Origin of the sequence: Pseudomonas sp. RL_15y_Pfl2_60 (genome assembly GCF_963970595.1) — a bacterium.
Classification (GTDB): domain Bacteria; phylum Pseudomonadota; class Gammaproteobacteria; order Pseudomonadales; family Pseudomonadaceae; genus Aquipseudomonas.
Map to the genome: position 1 here is coordinate 1 of NZ_CAXAOE010000003.1, position 18,134 is coordinate 18,134.

An 18,134-nucleotide genomic window follows, 5' to 3' on the forward strand; every position below is an offset into this window, starting at 1 on the left:
TGTTTTTCGAAGTTCTTTTCCGAAGAAAACCGTTTCTACTCAACCACTTGCGCTTCCGATCAAACCAGCTTCTCGTCAGCGGGAGGCGCATTCTACAGCGTTCAAAACCGCTGTCAACACCTCTTTTCTACCGCTTCCGATCACCGAAGCGATCACTCCAAAGGCTATTCAAAGCACCCTTCAGAGCCCGGCGCATTCTACACAGCTTTCACTGTTTTGCAACCCCTCTTTTTAAGCTAACTTCTTGTTTTACAAGAGGTTTTCCGAGAGGTCTACGCCGGAAGAGGTGCGCATTATAGGCACCTCAGATTTGCCGTCAAGGGTTTATTTGAATCTAATCCAAAAAACCTTCAAACCCGCGTATTAACGGCTGAGCATGAAGGTTTCATACTCCAGATCATCCAGCGAGCTTGATAAGCGGCCTAAGGCCAACAGTACACAGACCAGCAAGGATAGAGTGAATCCGTAGCCGAAGAAGCTCGGCCCCATATAGATGCTTAATATGGTCAACGCGGCGTTGAGCACGACAAACAGGATGCACAACTCCAGCACAATGGCGCGCTTGTCTAGATAGAAGAAGACGTTAAGCAAGGCCATGAATACCACCTGGATGCTTACCCCGATCAGATCGATGTAGAACAACGGCAGGTAGTGGCTGGACATGCCCAACCACTCAAGCAGTTGCGGCGCCAACAAGAACAGCAATGTCACCGTGACGCCCTGCACCTTGCAGATCTCCAGCAGACCTTGGCGGATAGATAGAATCATCTGCTCTTTTAGCTGGCCAATATGCTGCAGCGTCTCGCCTCCGCGGATGGCCACATACAAGCGCTCGTTCCATTCGGCAAAATCAGTTTCAATCCGCACCAGGAACACCGCCATACCGGGAATAATCGCCAAGTAAGCGAGGAAGATCGGCAAGTCATAAAGAATCGAGGCGCGTAATGGTCCGATAACCTGGCTTGAGGTCGCGGGGGTGTACCAAAAGATGAACTTGTCTATCCACACCCCGAGGTTGTAGCAAAGCCCTGTAATCAGCAGGCTGTAAAACACTTGCTGGCGCTTAAAGAAATCAAAGGCGACCAACTGTTTAGCCGGGTACTCACGCAGAATATCGAACAGGTACATAAAGAGCAGACTGGCGTGACCGATGAGGAAGGCCAGCAATAAGCCCTCCATTTTCAGGAAGCGCAACAACAGGGCACAGAGCACCATCAATGAATAGCCCGCCAGCATCACCAGCAGGATCCGGTTGTAGGCCTTCATCCCTGACAGGAAGGTGATTACCAGCCACAAGTTGCACAGCACAACGAAGTTCGACACCACCAGCAGGCGGTAGGTGAACGACTCATCGAACATGGTCGCCAGTAGCACAAAGCCCAGAAAGCCTGCACCTATAGTGACCACCAATAACATGCCCACCAGGTTAGGCAGAATTCTGTCATTGGCCTTTTCAAACAAACGATCGGAGATAAAGCGGGTAAACATCAACTGCAAGCCGCCAGTGATGATCAGTGAACAGGCCATCAGGTAGGTTACGGTGATAAGGAACTGCCTGATGAGCAATTCGGGGACCACGATACCCAGGCTAAGCACGCCGATCATCATCACGCTCAGGATCGACAGCACCCATGGACCGGAGCCGATCAACCCCGCGTAAACATAAGCACGCAATGTCGAGGTATAAGAGTCTCGCGAGAGAATCTTGCGCAGTTCAAAACCAATGCCAGCCATTTTATTGGGCCTCCATGGCAATAGCATCGCGATAAAGTGTGCGGTAGCGCTGCAGCATCAGTGTCTCTGTGTAGTAGGTGTTGACCCGTTTCAAGCCAACAGCCTGGGCCTCGTGCCAACGGTTTGAATCAGTAAGCAGACTGACAATAGCCCGCGATGTCGCCTGAGGATCGGCAATGGCCACCACCTCTCCGGCATTGCCTAATGCCCGGTCTTCCCCCTCAACCCCCTCAATCATTTCTCGGCAAGAACCCACATCGCTACTGACAACAGGTGTTCCCGCCGCCCAAGCCTCAAGAATCACCAATGGCTGGGCCTCACTGATTGATGTCAGGACCATCATGCCCAGTTCTGGCAGCAGTTCGCGGATATTGCGATACCCCAGGAACTTCACTTTGTCTTGCAAGCCCAGGCTGACCACCAAGCTATGGCATTCGCTGGCGTAATCCGGATCTTCTTCCTCTGGCCCCACAATCCAGCCTTCGGCTTCGGGTATGGCACTGACCACGCCACGCATGGCGCGGATGAAGGTCTTGACGTCCTTGATCGGCACAACCCGTCCAATCAAACCCACTATTGGCGGGATACCAGCCGAGCGCTGTTCGATGGCATTGCTCCATACCTCCATGGCGATACCGTTGGGGATAACCCGTGCTCGCTGCGGATCGGCGCCATCGGCCAGTTGGCGCTGGCGATTGCCTTCATATAAGGCCGTAATAGGATTGGCAGAGCGGTATGCCAGCAAGCCAATACGCTCAAAGAACCGGATCCATAAACGTCGAACGTAATTGACCTCGGAATCGATGCCTGTTTTCAAGGCTTCATCCGGGCTGTCGGAGATCCAACTGGCCTGCGCCAGATCGATCTTGCGTTCCTTGGTGTATATACCGTGCTCACTCAATACATAGGCGCAATTCCAGCGCGACTGCAAGATGCTGCCCAGCAACCCTGCATAACCCGTAGAGATTGAGTGCAACGCACGAGCACGCGGCATGCGCATTGCTGCTTCACACAGCATCATCAACGGCGCCTGCATGGTGCGCAGCGTCCAGAAATAATTGACGAATGAAGGATCGCTGCAATGGTTGGTGTAGCCTTCTGTCACGGCATCCCAACTGGCGCGGCTGTGCAGCACATCGTCTAGTGTCACATCACCTGCAGCGAGAATCTCAAGCACCTGTTCGCCTTGCTCGGCGAGCGGTTCAGTCGGGTGATGGAAAAACTCGTGCAGCGCATTGATCTCGGCTCTTGGCCCTTCACGTTTGGCCGACATAACGGCACGCCCAGCCGTCCAAGAACTTTCCAGAAAATGCTCTTCTATATGCACCACATTTGGCGGAATAGCATATTGGCGCTTGGTGTAAGCGCTTTGTTGGCCACCGATGAAGAACACCGAGAAGGTCAACTCAGGCAAGCCAAGGATCAGTTGATTCACCCAACTGGAAACCCCTCCGCGCACATAGGGCCAAGTCCCTTCAAGCAGTAGGCATACATCGGCAATTGGCGCAGTACTCAGCGGTTTAGTCGTCATAACCAATATCTCGCCAGCGCGCCAAAAGGTGGGCGCGCCAAGGCTTCGCTAGACAGCTGGGACAAGTACAGGGGTACTTCGTCATAACGCCCTTGAAGGAAAGCAATCTCAGCCTTGAACGGGGCAATTTTTTCTTGCGCAAGCCCGGCAGCCTTGGCCGCCAATAGATGATCCCGCGCCTCGTCCAGCAGACCTTGCTCCATGGCAATGCGTGCCGCCAACAGGTGCATGTCATCGCCCGCGCCAAGACTCAGGCCATGCTCGACATGCTCACGCGCCTGATTGAGTACATGCTCAAGCACACTGCCTTGCGCCAAGCCCATATAGGCCAGCTCCCAGTACCAGCGCGCCAAGGTCGAATGCAGGGCCGAATGTTGCGCCTGGGGTGCTGCTTGCAGTTGATTGAGGGTTTTCTCTATTCGCTGGTTGATCTGGCTTTCTTGCTGATCAAGCATCGAGTACGCCAGCAAACGCACATCGTCGGCCGGGTCACGCAATGCCAGCTTGAGAATAGGAATAGAGTCTTTGCCATTCATTCGGCGCGTGGCCATCAGAGCCATGGTGCGGCGCTCAGGACTAGGCGCATGGCGCAACACATCCTGCAGACCGCCATCGTTGAACATCAAATCACGACCAAGCTCTTGGGCGCGGAACGGCAGCTCTGGCACATCCATTGAGTTCCATACCAGCGGCTTTGGTCGACGAGGCAAATAAAGCGCTGGGAATACCGCGAGGATCACACCCAAGGTACCAAGGATAGGGATGAAGAAAGCCAGGCTAAATAGCACCAGCGGACTCCAGGGCACTGGAAATTTGTAACGACGCGGCAGCAATAACCACACGCCTGCGCTGAGCATCACACTTGCCAAACCATGGGCAGAGACATACAGCAGCGTGGCCTCGACCGTGGATAAGTTATCGAGCAAAGCAGCAAAACTGCTCAGCTCGAAAAACGCCGCCCCGCTAAATAGCCACTTGCTGATCATTGATCCCACACTCGTTGAACATAAAACGCCGCAAGCCTTCACTTCCGCCCTGGCCGTCGAGATCGAACTCGCGAACCTGCAGCCCCAGAGACTCGAAGCTCTGATCCAGACCAAAGCGCTCATGAATAATATTATTGAGCCGTGTCAGGTAGCCTTGGCCGCCATCTGCAGATGTCAGCGGCAACAGCACCAGCACACACTCGTTGCCGCGCTCGTTAGTCACCAGCAACTGCACATCCAGACCGCGCCGACTGTCTTGGATCAGGCGCAACAACGCAGCGTGATGCTCACTCGGACTGGCCTCGATAACAAAGATGTGCGCCTCAAGGTCGTGCTCGACAGCATCATTGATCGAACGCTTGAGCTGCAAGCTGAAATCCTGTGCATCCATATCAGTAAGCTGCAAGGTTTGCGCATCGGTTTGCAGCAAGTCAGCAATGTGTCCACACAGGATCATCAGCAAGCTCAGCACGCGCTGGGTAAAAGAGAAGAAAGGCATCTGCTCAACCGCCAGCAAGGCCAAAATCCGCCCCTCGGTATCCATCAGCGGAATACAGACTTGGTACTGCGAATGCTGGCGATGCTCCCCACGCTCCATCAACTCTTCACGTACACTGACCAACTGGCCTTGCGCCAGGCATCGCTTGACCAGTAGATCATCGGCCAGCATGGGGCGCACTTCACCCATGCTGCTCAGTGGCTCGAGCACCACGGTTTTACTGTCATTGACCCTATGCAGGCTGGCCACACGAAATGAGCCATATTGCGCGAGCAAGGTCAGGATGGATTCGGCCAATACCGAGATCCCCACGCTTTCGCGCGGCAATTCACGCATTTTTGCCCGTAGCCCCAGAAGAGAACTGCGTAAGCTCTGGTCATTTCCGGCAACACGCTTTTCCAGGCGATCATGGGAAATGCGCAGGATGTAATGAGCCCGGGTGAACTCATCAAGCCGCAACTGACGATACTCATTGGCCAGATCAAGCCGCTCCAGGCGTCGTTCCCAGATATCGCGAAACTCGCCAATCAGCATCGCGCTGATGAGCACACCCACGATAAATGATACCGGCAGCTCCTGATACAAGCCCAGGTCACTGGCGCGATAAGCAAAGAGCGCGGCGACAATAATCAGCGCACTGATCAAGCCACGCATAAAGCCGTAACGAATCGCCATCAGCAATGGCGCCAGAATCAGCCATGGAAACGAGCCGTGCACCAACAACGGATCAGCCGGTGACAACCAATAACCAAGCGCAACCGCAACCACGCTGATTAACAGGGTTTCGACCCAGGAGACATGACCACTGGCGCGAGGCGCCAGGGCAAAGTCCTTGTGAGCAGACTCAGTTGCCATCATTCAACCTGTAATTCGCCGACCAGCTCACGCAGGACTTTTTGGGTGGTGCCAGCCAGGCTTTCGCGTGACCAGCCCGCGCGAGCACCGCTGTTGCTCCAGAGCACACGACCGGTTGCAGGCTCGATAACCTGAAGGCTCAGGCCTACAGCGGGCTCGCCATCAAGACCACTTTTGTACTGCCACTCTTCAACGCTGCCGCTGATGACATAATCCAGGCCTTCTTTACGGGCCCAGTTAAGCGCCTCGTCAAGACGCGCGCGGTCATCGAGCAGCGGCAACTCACTTTGCGTGCTCGCCGGATACAAACGAGGATGCAGCCCCTCTTCGTTCAACACGCTGAGCAAAATCTGCTCACTGCGCTGACCCGCTTGAGGTGCTTGCGAATAGTTGACCAGAGGCAGGACGCCCCACTGCGCTGCCCGCGGAAACACCTGGCCATCAGGCGTGGTGAAACTTGAACAACCCGCTACCGCGACAACAACGGCCAACAAGGCCAGCTTTCGAATACTCAACATTGTCAGTTCCTCCATTTAAACCTGTTTTCAACGCCCAAATCGGGTGCTGTAAGTAATTGCTGCGGTGCCGCCCGGCTCACCATCGCCATTTTGCGGAGCCGATTGATAACCCATGGAAAACGCCAGCTCATCATCACCGACCACTTCCATGCCCAAACCGGTGCTGAAGGCGTAATTAACCTCTTGTTCAACCCACTGCCAGCCTGCCTGCATATCCACGAACCAGGTGTATTGCGGGTGACTGCGATTCAGTGAGCCGGGCAGACCGCGCTGCCAACTGGTGCCGAAGTAAAGCTGGCCATAACGTTCTTCAAGAAGGGTTTCAGGCGTCGCCCCATCCACAGACAAGGCCCCACCTAAGGGCACAAAGAAGTCATCCCCATTGTCATTTACCACTTCCTGGCGCGTTAGCAGATCGTCTGGCAAGGTGTTTTCCAGGCTGTTGGTCTGATAATCCACGCCCGTGCGCAACACCCAGGCCGGGCCGGCAAAAAACAACGTGTGGTTGTATTCCAGGTTGTATTTCTGACCCGAGCCGATGTCATCGCCTTGACGGGTCTGGTAATACTGTTGGCCTATGGACCAGGCAATCTGATCCCGTGCCGTCAGGTTGTGTTGTCCGCCCAGAGTCAGGCCATCACGCATGCCCAATGCGCGCAGCAGACCACTTTCATCAGCCTCGCGATGAACGTCCAGATCGACGCGCAGCAAATCACGCGAAGTCAGCTGCAAGGTGCGGAACAGGCCGAAACCATAACGATCCTCATCGTCGCGCCAGCTTCCATCCAGCTCGAAGCCGAGTACGCCGTTGTCCATTGTCCGCTGCAATTGCAGCTCGGCATTGCGCTCATTACCAATAACGCTTTCATCGAGACTATCCGAGTCGTAACGGCCGTCGAATAAATCAAGCCGCGCATACCAGTCATCATTGATATTACGGGCAATCGCTGCACGGGCACCTTGCAACTTGAGCCCGCCAAAATCTTCACTCTGCCAGCCCAACTGCGCACCTTGCGGTGTACCTTCTATGACGCCGGCCAGCATCTCGCGAAGCTGATTGCCCACGGCATCAGGATATTGATCGGAAAGATGGCTCAGCGCATAAGCATGGGCCTGGCCGTCCATGCCTAACGCCGCAAGTACTTCAGTTTCCTGCAATGGATCCAGGCCGCCTTTGTTCAGTTCGGCTTGCAGGCGCGTACGGTTCAAAGTGCGCAGCGCTTCGCTGAGCTGCTCATAACGCTCAACCTTCAAGCCCTGACCTCCTGCCCACGCCAGCCACTGGCCATTAATATCAGCCTGACCGTTCGCGCTGAGCTGGGCGGTATATTGCTCGAACCAGAGTTGCAGCATTGCCTTGGAATCACCCGCCAATCGGGTAGCTTGAGCCGATGCGGCATGCTGCGACTGAGCACTGGCGAGCAGGCGCAAGTAAGTGCGTAATGTATCCGGATCTGCTGGCAGGGCTTGTGCCTGCATCTCCTTGAGCAGCTTACTGCGCAGGCGCAAGGCTGCCTCCTGATAACCCGAAGCTTCGAGCGCATCGGCATAGCTTGCGTTGGCCAGCATGTCATCCGGATTGGCCTGTAGATAGAGCTTTAGCCAAGCCAGCGCACGCTGGGTTCGATTGAGCATTAAATTGCCACTGGCAAAAGGCAACCACATGATGCCGTCAGCCCGCGCGATCGATTGCCACTTGCTTAGCGCCCGCTTGATATCTTCATGTCGCCCTTGGTCGATGTAGAGCCAAAGTAGCTGTTCGCGGTAGATATTCTGGGTTGGAAAGCGTTTGAGTGCCTGTGCATAAATACGCTCAGCTTTGGCTACATCACCTGCGCGAATAGCCAATTGAGCCCGAGCATTCCACAGCACTGGAAGGTTCTCGGTGCCTGGCACTTTTTCGGCGCTGGCAACTAACGCTGCATACTGCTCCCAGTCGCCGAGTCCTTCGGCTAGATCCAAGGCACTGGCCAATCGTTCAGGCCTGTGCCGTTCATTCCAGAAAGACACTACCAAGGCCAAGGCTTTTACCGGGTCGACCTTTTGATAAATGCTCAGTAACTGTTCACGATCGGAGCTATACAGCGTTTCGTTGAGGGCCAAGAGTTGCTCAAACGCATACTGGGCATCCTGATCATTGGCCGTCACCCATGCCAGCTCAGCCCTTAGCCGCCAGTATTCGGGGTCGGTAATCTTCTCGGCACGAGCATTCTTAGCTGTAATAACCTGCCAGGCCGTTTGCTCGTCGAAGAGCTTCCAATGGGCCTGGGCCCAACTGATGCGCTCACTGGTCGATATTCCGAAGCGCTTATCCAGTTGCGCCCATATTTGAGTTTCTGCCTTGAATTGCTGGGTCCGCTCAAGCAATTGCTGCAACCGCAACCAGCCAAGTTCCTGGCCGGGATGCGCCTTTGTATAGCGGCGCAACCATTGTTCCTCTTCTTCGGGCTCACCCAAGGACTCATAGCTGTACACCAGCGAGTCGAGCTCAACCGGGGTCAGTTCGCGCATATCACCCAGCTCAACCAACAAGGGGATTGCACGGTCGAACTCAAATAACTGAGCTGCCAAACGCCACGCGTGCTCACGAACTGCCGGGTCTTCGTTCAGCGCCAGCAGGCGTTCCCAGTAGTCGAGCGCACCAATCGATTGCCCGACCCACTCACCCAGCTTACCCATGGTCGACAGTAACTCTGGATTCTCTGGGTCTTCAGCGACCAACAATTGACCCAATGGCCAGGCAGCGGCGATGTTGCCCGAGGCCATATGCAAATCAAACTCAGCCTTGATTGCGCGCTTGTCATTGGGCTCCTGCTTACGCCACAGGGTGACAAACTGCTCGGCTAGGTCATATCGATTGCTGCCCAAGGCCGCTTGGAAGCCTTCATCCAGTAATGCTGAGTCGTGGCCACTTAGCGCGTCCACGTGCTCACTGAGAAAAACCGCAGCCGCATCTTCTTGATTGGCGCCCCGCAGGGCCAACACCGTTTGGTAGATCAGGTCGAGGCGCTTTTGTGGGTCTTTTTCATCATCAAGCAGCAGCTTGTATACCTCAGCAGCGCGCCCCGGCTCCGAGCCTGCCATAAACCATTTCGCAGCCAGACCTAACCACTGAGCCTTCTTCTCCGGCTGACGCACTGCCAACTCATCATAGATCGGAGCTGCAACGCCAGGCGCGCCTAACGCAAGGGCGTAACTGGCCTCACGTTTAAGCTGTTCATCGCTAAGTTTTGTGCGTGGCAAAGCCTCTATTCGTGCAGCCAATACAGCCTTTGTTGCCGCATCAACGCCCTCGGTTTTGGCCAGTGCCTCGAGGGTATCCAGCTCCAACTCGAAGAAACCCTTGAGATCTGGGGCCGTCACCGGCAACTCATTGACGTGCCGGCGCGCAGCGTCATAGCTGCCCAACTCGATGAGTTGCCCGATGAGTTTCTCGCGTAGCTCCTGGTTTTCAGGGTCAGCCTTGAGCAATAACTCTGCGTAATTTACCGAGACCGCATCAGGCTTATTATCATCCGGCAAAAATGCATCTTTACCCGAGAAACTGACAACTAAAAGCGTGCCGACCAATATGGCGATCAGCAGGAGAATCCATGGGCTAAGCAGGCGGGTCTTTTTAACGACAGGTGAACTGCGCATCGTTCACCTGTGTTTTATCGATATTGAACTGCCAAAGGCCATCAACCGCCTTGGCAACATAACGCTTACCCGCGTAGTCAAGTGAACACGCTGTGCTGGCACGAACGCTGAATTGCAATGGAAATTGTCCGGCGAATGACACTCGCACCTTCTTGTCACTCTGGTAGACCCAGCCAGTCAGCGGGATATTGGCCTGTTCGAGTGCGGGGCGAGGGTCGCGCGTCTTGCGCAATGCCAGGACGGGGAAATCGCTACTGAAATGCACATAGCGTCCTTGCGGCAAATCCCTGACCCCGGCAACGTCTTTAGACGCGCCCAAATCAGGCCAACCCATTGCCGGATCAATGCGCACGGTGCGCAGCTTGTTCAGTCCGCGAAATTGCCAAGCGCCATCAGCACGCTGGGCCATGCTGGCTTCATACAAGCCACGCATGCGCGGAATGTAATCACTCATCCACAGCGATATAGGATGCTCGGCCTGCATCGATCGGTAGATCTCGCCCATGACCTTGATCGAGGCCTGCTTGGTTCCTGAATAGAAGTGATAGTACAGGTGCAATCCACGCAAGCGCCTTGGCTTGTCAGTCAAGGCAAAGGTTTGCATAACATCACGGAAACCGTAGTACGGGCCATGCCAAAGGTTGGTGTAGACGTTCTCGTTGATAACTGGCGCGTAAAACTGCACGCCACCGGCGCTGGGTTTGATCAACGGGTAGAGATTGGTCACCGAAGGAAATGCATTGGTCAACGCAGTGTTGCCACCATTAACGTTGGCCAACCCCTTGTCATACGCCAGCTTAATGGTGGCAGCATCAGGGATGGCATCACCGGACCAGAAAATCATTTTCACCGGCTTATCAGGCGTGGTCAGCCGCTGATTGATGTAGTCCGTGGAACCGATCACCTCACGCTTGAAGTCAATCTTCTTGTACCCCGGAATCTGCATCATAAAGCCATATTCAGGCTCAAAGTCCTCACTCTGGCTAGCCTCCTCTGGCCGCCAGAAAAACGGATGGCTGAAGGTGTGCGTGGCCACTTCAACTTTGTCTTCGGCAAAGATCTTGCGTGCAATCGGTTCCAGCTCGGCCGACAGGTGCGGGTACATGCCCTTTGGCCCGACTTCACCCTCGATAACCGAAACCGAGGTTAAAAAGTCATGGGGCTTGATAAAGCTGTTAAGCACTTCAGTCCCGGCATAAGGACTGCCCGGCACTTCGGCGCGCGATACAAAACCATCGCCATCGATGTGCACAGTCGCCACACGCCGGCCATTTTCCGTGGTCACGTCAGGTCGCGGCATGGTTTCCAGCTTCAAGGCGCGCTGTAAAAAGGCAAAGGGATCAACAATCCAGCGCATTTGATCAGGAATGGTTTCGTGCACGAACGGGCTCAGAGCAATGCCGCCCCAGTCACCTAGCGCTACCGGGTTATAGGACTCGCCTTCATCAACGACTGTTATCGCAGGCTTGGGGCCATTCGCCAGTGCAGTCACGGCGGAAAACTCACGCGTGCGCATCTTCAACGGCGCCTCAAAGCTGCCCAACAGGGTTTTATCGAAGCTTGTGATTTTGGCATTCTTGCTTAAATCCACAGTATTTAGCTGCAAGCCAAGACGGCGCAAAAGCTGCGGATCGGAAATCGGCAGCCCCTTGAAAATAGCCAGTGGAACCTGCTCATCAAGGCGCTGGTTAATCCACTTGTTGAATACACCCGCGTCTAGCGGTGGCCCGGTGTTCATCCAGGTGATAATCCCGGCATAGAGGCCTGCAGATGGCGTTTCAGGCAACTCGTCGGCAGCAAAGTAGTCGACACGATAGCCCAGGTACTCAAGCAGCCCGCCGAGCACATTGAAGCCCGTTGCCCGATAAAGCGCTCCTTCACGCAAGTCATATATCAGCGCGATTCTGCGTGGCTTTACTTCAATCGAACTAATGCCCAGGTAGTTAAGGTCGGGCATTGTCACGAAAGGGATAAAACCTTCGCTTTGCAGTTGCTTGGCCAGCTTGCGTGCCTCAACCCGGCGCTCGGCAGGCAGATAATCAATCGCTACAAGCGGTACCCCCTGCTCACGCAGTGGTTTGAGGTGGCCTTCAAGCCACTCTCGATCACTGGCCGGGACTTCACGGTAACTGCGCTTGGATGGATTCCAACCCGCGTGGATTGATTCAACAGCAACAGCAGCCGCTACACCAGGCAGCTCGGGGAGTACTTCAAAACCGCGGTTGAAAAACAGCTTGAGGTCAGGCTCTTGCTTGGCCAACTGCTTGAGAAAGTCGCGCAAGGCAACGCGCTCCGCCTCTTGTTGATCCTTGGGCAGCAGCTGGAAACTATCAAGGGTGTCGAGAAACAGTCCGCTATAGCCTTGGGCTTTGAGCGCTTTTGCCCGTTGCAGCAGGTGATTACGCCAGACATCGGAACTCAGTCGCATGACCTGGCTTTGCCAAGCATCGTTGCGCGTTGGGCTGGCACCGGTTTGCAAACCTTGGTTTTGTACTTGACTCAGATCGCCATCGAATTCGCCCACGGAAAGATAGGCAAAAGGCTGGGAGCCCTGATCACGCAGGTATTGAACATCCTTAACGCTCAGGTGTGCGGGCTCCACCACGCTCCAGTCGAACTGTGAAAGCTCGGCCAGTGGAGGCGAAACCGCATACCAGAAAACCACGCTTTTAGGCGCTTGCGGCTGGGCGAGCGCCATGCCTGAACACAGCAAGCAACAGCACATGAACAAATGCCGAAACTTGGCAATCAGTGTGAGAGTCGAGCGAAGCAGTGATGAAAAGAATGAGGAGGTCAAAACGACTGCGGATCGAATACTGCAAAATCTAATCATCTACAGCCCTGTAGGAGTTATCCGTATATATAAAAGGAATAAGACTAGGCGGTATTTTCACATGCGTGAAATTAAATTATAAATTTGTTGTCTAAGGTGCCGCCCAAGAATCCAGCGCCACTATATTGACACTAGATCATTCTACTTGGACTGTCAGCCCGGACAGCTCAAAAATCTCGCTAAAGCACCGCGCCTTCGCGCAATGCCGCAATATCGGCAAGGCTTAAACCCAGCCAGCGCTGCAAGACCTGCTCAGTGTGCTCACCCAATAGCGGCGGCGCATTTCGATACTGCACCGGCGTCTCGGACAACCTTATCGGACTTGCAACTTGCGGCACCGCCCCCGCCAACGCGTGGGGCAGTTCAATCTGCAACTGGCGTGCGATCACCTGTGGATCAGCAAACACCTGCTGAATATCATTGACCGGCCCACAGGGAACCCCTGCCTGCTCTAGATCACCAACCCATTGCGCGGTTGTTTTAAATACCGTGACCTGGCGTATCAACGGGATCAACTCGGCTCGGTGCGCGACTCTGGCCTGATTGGTTGCAAAGCGCGAGTCATCTGCCCACTCAGGCTTGCCGGCAACTTCGCAAAATTTTCTGAACTGCCTGTCATTGCCCACCGTCAGGATGAAATCACCGTCCGCCGTAGGAAAATCCTGATAGGGCACGATATTAGGGTGAGCATTGCCTAAACGCTTTGGCGCCGCGCCGGTTGCAAGGTAGTTCATCGCCTGATTGGCCAGGCATGCAACCTGAACATCGAGCAGCGCCATATCAATGTGCTGCCCCTTACCCGTCTCACCGCGATTGGCAAGCGCAGCCAGAATTGCCGAGGTGGAATAGAGCCCGGTAAGAATATCAGTCAACGCCACCCCAACTTTCACCGGCCCGGCACCCGCCTGATCATCAGCACGCCCGGTCAAGCTCATCAGCCCGCCCAGCCCCTGAATCATAAAGTCATAGCCCGCACGCTTGGCATACGGGCCGGTTTGCCCAAAGCCGGTTATGGAGCAGTAAATCAGCCGTGGGTTAAGCGCTTTCAGACTCGCATAATCCAGGCCATAGGCAGCCAGGCCACCCACTTTGAAGTTCTCAATCAATACATCTGACTTGGCCGCCAACTCCCGGATCAATTGCTGACCGCGAGGCTGGGTAAAGTCGATAGTGACCGACTGCTTGTTGCGATTGGCACTTAGGTAATATGCCGCCTCCGAGGTATCTTCGCCGGCCGCATCCTGCAAGAAGGGTGGCCCCCAATGACGTGTATCGTCGCCCACACCCGGGCGCTCAACCTTGATGACCTCGGCCCCAAGGTCAGCGAGTATCTGCCCCGCCCAGGGGCCAGCCAGCACACGGGACAGATCAAGAACACGCAGATGCGACAGAGCACCGGACATAACAGACTCCGAAATTGAGACAAGGCACAGCAAAAGCAGCGGTTAATGAGGGCGCGACCTTATCAGCCTTGCCCTCAGACCATGGATCAGAAGAACGCCTGGATACCAGTTTGCGCACGCCCAAGAATCAACGCATGCACATCGTGGGTGCCTTCATAGGTGTTGACCACTTCCAGGTTGACCAGATGCCGAGCTACACCAAATTCATCACTGATGCCGTTGCCGCCGAGCATGTCACGCGCCATGCGCGCAATCTCCAGCGACTTGCCGCAACTGTTGCGCTTCATGATTGATGTGATTTCGACGGCGGCAGTGCCTTCATCCTTCATACGCCCCAAGCGCAGGCAACCTTGCAGTGCCAGGGTGATCTCAGTCTGCATATCGGCGAGTTTCTTCTGCACCAATTGCGTTGCAGCCAGCGGACGACCGAACTGCTGGCGATCCAGGGTGTACTGGCGAGCAGTGTGCCAGCAAAACTCGGCCGCCCCCAAGGCACCCCAACTGATGCCATATCGTGCTGAGTTAAGGCATGTGAACGGACCTTTAAGGCCGCGCACATCCGGAAAGGCATTCACTTCGGGCACGAACACATTGTCCATCACGATTTCACCGGTGATCGAAGCACGCAGGCCGACCTTGCCGTGAATCGCCGGGGTGGTGAGACCTTCCCAGCCTTTCTCCATGACAAAACCGCGAATCTCGCCCGCATCGTCCTTGGCCCACACCACGAAGACATCAGCAATCGGACTGTTGGTAATCCACATTTTACTGCCGCTCAGGCGATAGCCACCGTCGACAGCGCGAGCGCGGGTGATCATCGCTCCCGGATCCGAACCATGGTTCGGCTCGGTCAAGCCAAAGCAGCCGATGTATTCGCCACTGGCCAGCTTGGGCAGGTACTTTTGCCGGGTTTCTTCGTTACCAAACTCGTAGATCGGCACCATCACCAAGGACGACTGCACACTCATCATTGAGCGATAGCCCGAATCGATCCGCTCAACCTCACGGGCGATCAAGCCATAACTCACATAATTGAGACCACTGCCGCCGTAGGCTTCAGGAATGGTGGCGCCGAGCAGGCCGGTTTCGCCCATCTCACGGAAAATGGCCGGGTCGGTTTGCTCATTACGAAAAGCCTCAAGCACCCGCGGTGCAAGCTTGTCATTGGCAAACTGCTGGGCGCTATCACGCACCATGCGCTCTTCTTCAGTGAGCTGTTGATCCAGCAGCAGGGGGTCAATCCAGTTAAAGCTTGCCTTGGCCATCGGGTAATCCTCTGTTCAGCGCGGGAGCAACAAGACGCTCCTCAAATTGATCGTGTGAATTGATCCTAGACCCGCAATGCACAGCAGACAAACGAGTATTTTGCACTTACCTGTGCATAATACTCACTTCGTAAACTTGTCGTTGAGCACCACAAACTCTTGACACAGGCGAGCCAGATTCGCAGCGCTACGGCAAATGGCGAATCAATACCGCGACTGCACAGAATAACTTTATGGCATGTTTCCAGGGCATTGCCCCCGATAAATGCACCGACGTCATCATCAGCGGATAGCCGACCATGCGCCGAAAAATACCCAGCACTGCCGCCCTGATCGCCTTCGAGTCAGCTGCCCGCCATCAAAGCTTTACCAAGGCGGCGCAAGAACTGGCACTGACACAAAGTGCGATCTGTCGACAGATTGCCGGGCTTGAGGAGTTTCTTAACATTGAGCTGTTTCGCCGCTCAAGACGCGGGGTCGTACTGACGGAGGCCGGCGCGTCCTATTCACGCCGCGTCGCCAGCCAACTGGATGCTGTCGAACGCGACACCTTGGCGGTGATTGGCCAGCAAGGTGCGATCACCATTGAACTGGCAGTGGTGCCCACATTCGGCACCCAATGGCTGCTACCGCGGCTTAAGGACTTTCAACGCTTGCACCCGCAAGTCACAGTTAACCTGACCAACCGCACGCGCCCCTTCTTATTTGCCGACACCGCCTTTGACGCCGCTATCTATTTTGGTGATGGCGACTGGTCGGGTACCGCCTCCTACCGGCTGATGCGTGAAAACCCCATGCCGGTATGCAGTCCGGCACTACTCAATGGCCAGCCGCAATTATCGCCCGATGAACTGGCAAACCTGCCGCTGCTCCAGCAGACGACCCGCCCGTACGGTTGGCGGCAGTGGTTCAATGGCCAAGGCATGTCGGTCGCACGCGACATGAGCGGCCCCCGCTACGAGCTTTTTTCCATGCTTGCGCAAGCAGCCATCCATGAGATGGGCATTGCCCTGATACCGCCGTTTTTGATCGAACGCGAGCTTAACGAAGGCCGTCTGGTGATTGCGTCACCTTGTAGCCATCCGAGTGACAAGGCGTATTTTTTGATCATCCCCGAACGCAAGGCCGAATTCACTGCCCTGAAAGCACTGAGTGACTGGCTTGTCGAACAGACGAAAGACTATGCTGAACGCACTGGACTGGAATAAATGACAGCAACCAAACGATTTTTGCAGTTGAATTCGCGAGCTACTTCCAGACCAATCGAGCTAAAGCCTTTAAAATCATAGGGCAGCACACGTAAGCTGACCCCGTAGTCAATATCTAGACAAGCTACAGACCACCCTCCTCTCACAGCCTCTAAGTGTTTCGTTTTTTGCACAGTAGAGGTCGCTAATGCGCTATATCAGTGGTTTTAACTCCGATTAGACTGTCAACCATTGATCTGCTGAATCGCAAATTATTTAGCGAGCGCCATGCCCATAAAATCCCACTTAAATACGCCATAAAGTCACTAATTACGGGGCCTTAGCTATAAATAATGGCCCATCAGTCATCTGGTGACCTGTAGTTACTGCAAGGTTTTATTACAGAACGGCTTGAAGGCCTCGCGCTTCACCTGCAAAATGCCGACCCCGCTAAATACTAGAAGCCATGCTTAAGCGGGATTGTGCTGATCCTCCCTCGCCCGCATGCCAACGTAGCGTCCGGGTTCACAAAAAAAGATCACGCAGGAGATTTGAAGTGCACATCGGTGTTCCTCTCGAAACCCATGCCGGAGAGACGCGCGTAGCCGCGACTCCCGAGACCATCAAGAAGCTGATTGGCCAAGGCCATCAGGTAACAGTGCAAAGCGGCGCAGGCATCAGTGCCAGCGTGACAGATGCAGCTTATGAAGCTGCCGGCGCAACCATTGGCAGCGATAGCGATGCCTTTGGCGCTGAACTTGTGCTGAAGGTGGTCGCTCCATCTGAAGCTGAACTTGCGCTCATGAAATCCGGCACTGTCCTGGTGGGTATGCTCAACCCGTTCAGCAATGAAACCATCGCGCTGATGAACGCACGCGGCATTACTGCCTTTGCCCTCGAAGCAGCGCCGCGCACCTCGCGCGCGCAGAGCCTTGATGTGCTTTCGTCGCAAGCCAACATTGCCGGCTACAAAGCCGTGTTGCTGGCCGCTCATCACTATCCGCGCTTTATGCCGATGCTGATGACCGCTGCCGGTACCGTTAAAGCAGCGCGGATTCTGATCCTCGGTGCCGGTGTTGCAGGCTTGCAGGCTATTGCGACAGCCAAGCGCCTGGGTGCAGTGATTGAAGCATCAGATGTGCGCCCTGCGGTTAAAGAGCAAATCGAGTCGCTGGGTGCGAAGTTCGTTGATGTGCCATTCGAAACCGATGAAGAGCGCGATGCCGCACAAGGCGTTGGCGGTTATGCCCGGCCAATGCCAGCCTCTTGGATGGAACGCCAGGCCAAAGCGGTACACGAGCGCGCCAAACAGGCTGACATCGTAATTACCACAGCACTGATTCCGGGCCGCAAGGCGCCAACCTTGCTGCATGAAGCAACAGTGCAGGAAATGAAGCCGGGCTCGGTCATCATCGACCTCGCTGCGGCCCAAGGTGGCAACTGCCCGCTGACCGAAGCCGAGCAAGTGGTGATCAAGCACGGTGTGACCATCGTCGGCCATAGCAACCTCGCGGCGTTGGTGCCAGCGGATGCATCGGCCCTGTATGCCCGCAACCTGCTCGACTTCCTCAAACTGGTGATCGACAAAGATGGCCAGTTCAACGTCAACCTTGAAGACGACATCGTCGCCGCGTGCCTAATGTGCCGCGACGGTGAAATCGTACGCAGCAACGGTTAAAGGAGT

General features: G+C 55.1%; 11 protein-coding genes and 1 pseudogene. 3 read left to right on the plus strand and 9 right to left on the minus strand.

Translation table 11 applies throughout. The annotated features are described in order from the left end of the window. A pseudogene (locus AACY26_RS08965) lies at positions 1-235 on the plus strand (hypothetical protein); the annotation flags it as partial. Between the two features lie 128 nt (positions 236-363). Here AACY26_RS08965 and pelG read toward each other — a convergent pair. The 9 genes from pelG to AACY26_RS09010 form a co-directional block, all read right to left on the minus strand. Continuing rightward, positions 364-1,734, minus strand: coding sequence for an exopolysaccharide Pel transporter PelG (gene pelG / locus AACY26_RS08970; RefSeq protein WP_339513138.1), 1,371 nt, complete (start codon positions 1,732-1,734; stop codon positions 364-366). A gap of 1 nt (position 1,735) precedes the next feature. Then, positions 1,736-3,265 (minus strand): GT4 family glycosyltransferase PelF, encoded by a 1,530-nt coding sequence (gene pelF, locus AACY26_RS08975; RefSeq protein ID WP_339513140.1) that lies wholly within the window; start codon positions 3,263-3,265, stop codon positions 1,736-1,738. Beyond that, complete coding sequence (locus AACY26_RS08980; RefSeq protein ID WP_339513142.1) at positions 3,262-4,251, minus strand: HEAT repeat domain-containing protein; 990 nt, start codon at positions 4,249-4,251, stop codon at positions 3,262-3,264. Before AACY26_RS08980 ends, pelF begins: the two co-directional genes overlap by 4 nt. Then, on the minus strand, positions 4,229-5,608 hold the full coding sequence (locus tag AACY26_RS08985; RefSeq protein ID WP_339513144.1) for a PelD GGDEF domain-containing protein: 1,380 nt from the start codon (positions 5,606-5,608) through the stop codon (positions 4,229-4,231). The genes AACY26_RS08980 and AACY26_RS08985 overlap by 23 nt, the downstream gene beginning before the upstream one ends. Next, a complete protein-coding gene (locus tag AACY26_RS08990) occupies positions 5,605-6,123 on the minus strand; it encodes a hypothetical protein (RefSeq protein WP_010488195.1) in 519 nt (172 codons plus the stop codon). The genes AACY26_RS08985 and AACY26_RS08990 overlap by 4 nt, the downstream gene beginning before the upstream one ends. Positions 6,124-6,150: 27 nt before the next feature. Further along, positions 6,151-9,762 carry a tetratricopeptide repeat protein gene (locus tag AACY26_RS08995; RefSeq protein ID WP_339513146.1) on the minus strand — a complete coding sequence of 1,204 codons (3,612 nt, stop codon included), beginning with the start codon at positions 9,760-9,762 and terminating at the stop codon, positions 6,151-6,153. Then, entirely contained in the window at positions 9,740-12,487 is a 2,748-nt protein-coding gene (locus AACY26_RS09000; RefSeq protein WP_445261296.1) for an endo alpha-1,4 polygalactosaminidase, read from the minus strand. The genes AACY26_RS08995 and AACY26_RS09000 overlap by 23 nt, the downstream gene beginning before the upstream one ends. A 287-nt stretch (positions 12,488-12,774) precedes the next feature. Then, positions 12,775-13,998 carry a CaiB/BaiF CoA transferase family protein gene (locus AACY26_RS09005; protein ID WP_339513149.1) on the minus strand — a complete coding sequence of 408 codons (1,224 nt, stop codon included), beginning with the start codon at positions 13,996-13,998 and terminating at the stop codon, positions 12,775-12,777. Positions 13,999-14,084: 86 nt separating this feature from the next. Then, the gene (locus AACY26_RS09010) at positions 14,085-15,263 is read right to left on the minus strand and encodes an acyl-CoA dehydrogenase (RefSeq protein WP_339513151.1); all 1,179 of its coding nucleotides are present in this window, start codon (positions 15,261-15,263) and stop codon (positions 14,085-14,087) included. 299 nt (positions 15,264-15,562) lie between these two features. Between AACY26_RS09010 and AACY26_RS09015 the strand changes: the two genes are divergently transcribed. Together AACY26_RS09015 and AACY26_RS09020 are read left to right on the plus strand one after the other, a co-directional pair. Next, a complete protein-coding gene (locus AACY26_RS09015; RefSeq protein WP_339513153.1) occupies positions 15,563-16,471 on the plus strand; it encodes a LysR family transcriptional regulator in 909 nt (302 codons plus the stop codon). A gap of 535 nt (positions 16,472-17,006) precedes the next feature. Further along, positions 17,007-18,128 carry a Re/Si-specific NAD(P)(+) transhydrogenase subunit alpha gene (locus AACY26_RS09020; RefSeq protein ID WP_339513155.1) on the plus strand — a complete coding sequence of 374 codons (1,122 nt, stop codon included), beginning with the start codon at positions 17,007-17,009 and terminating at the stop codon, positions 18,126-18,128. Positions 18,129-18,134 lie beyond the last annotated feature (6 nt).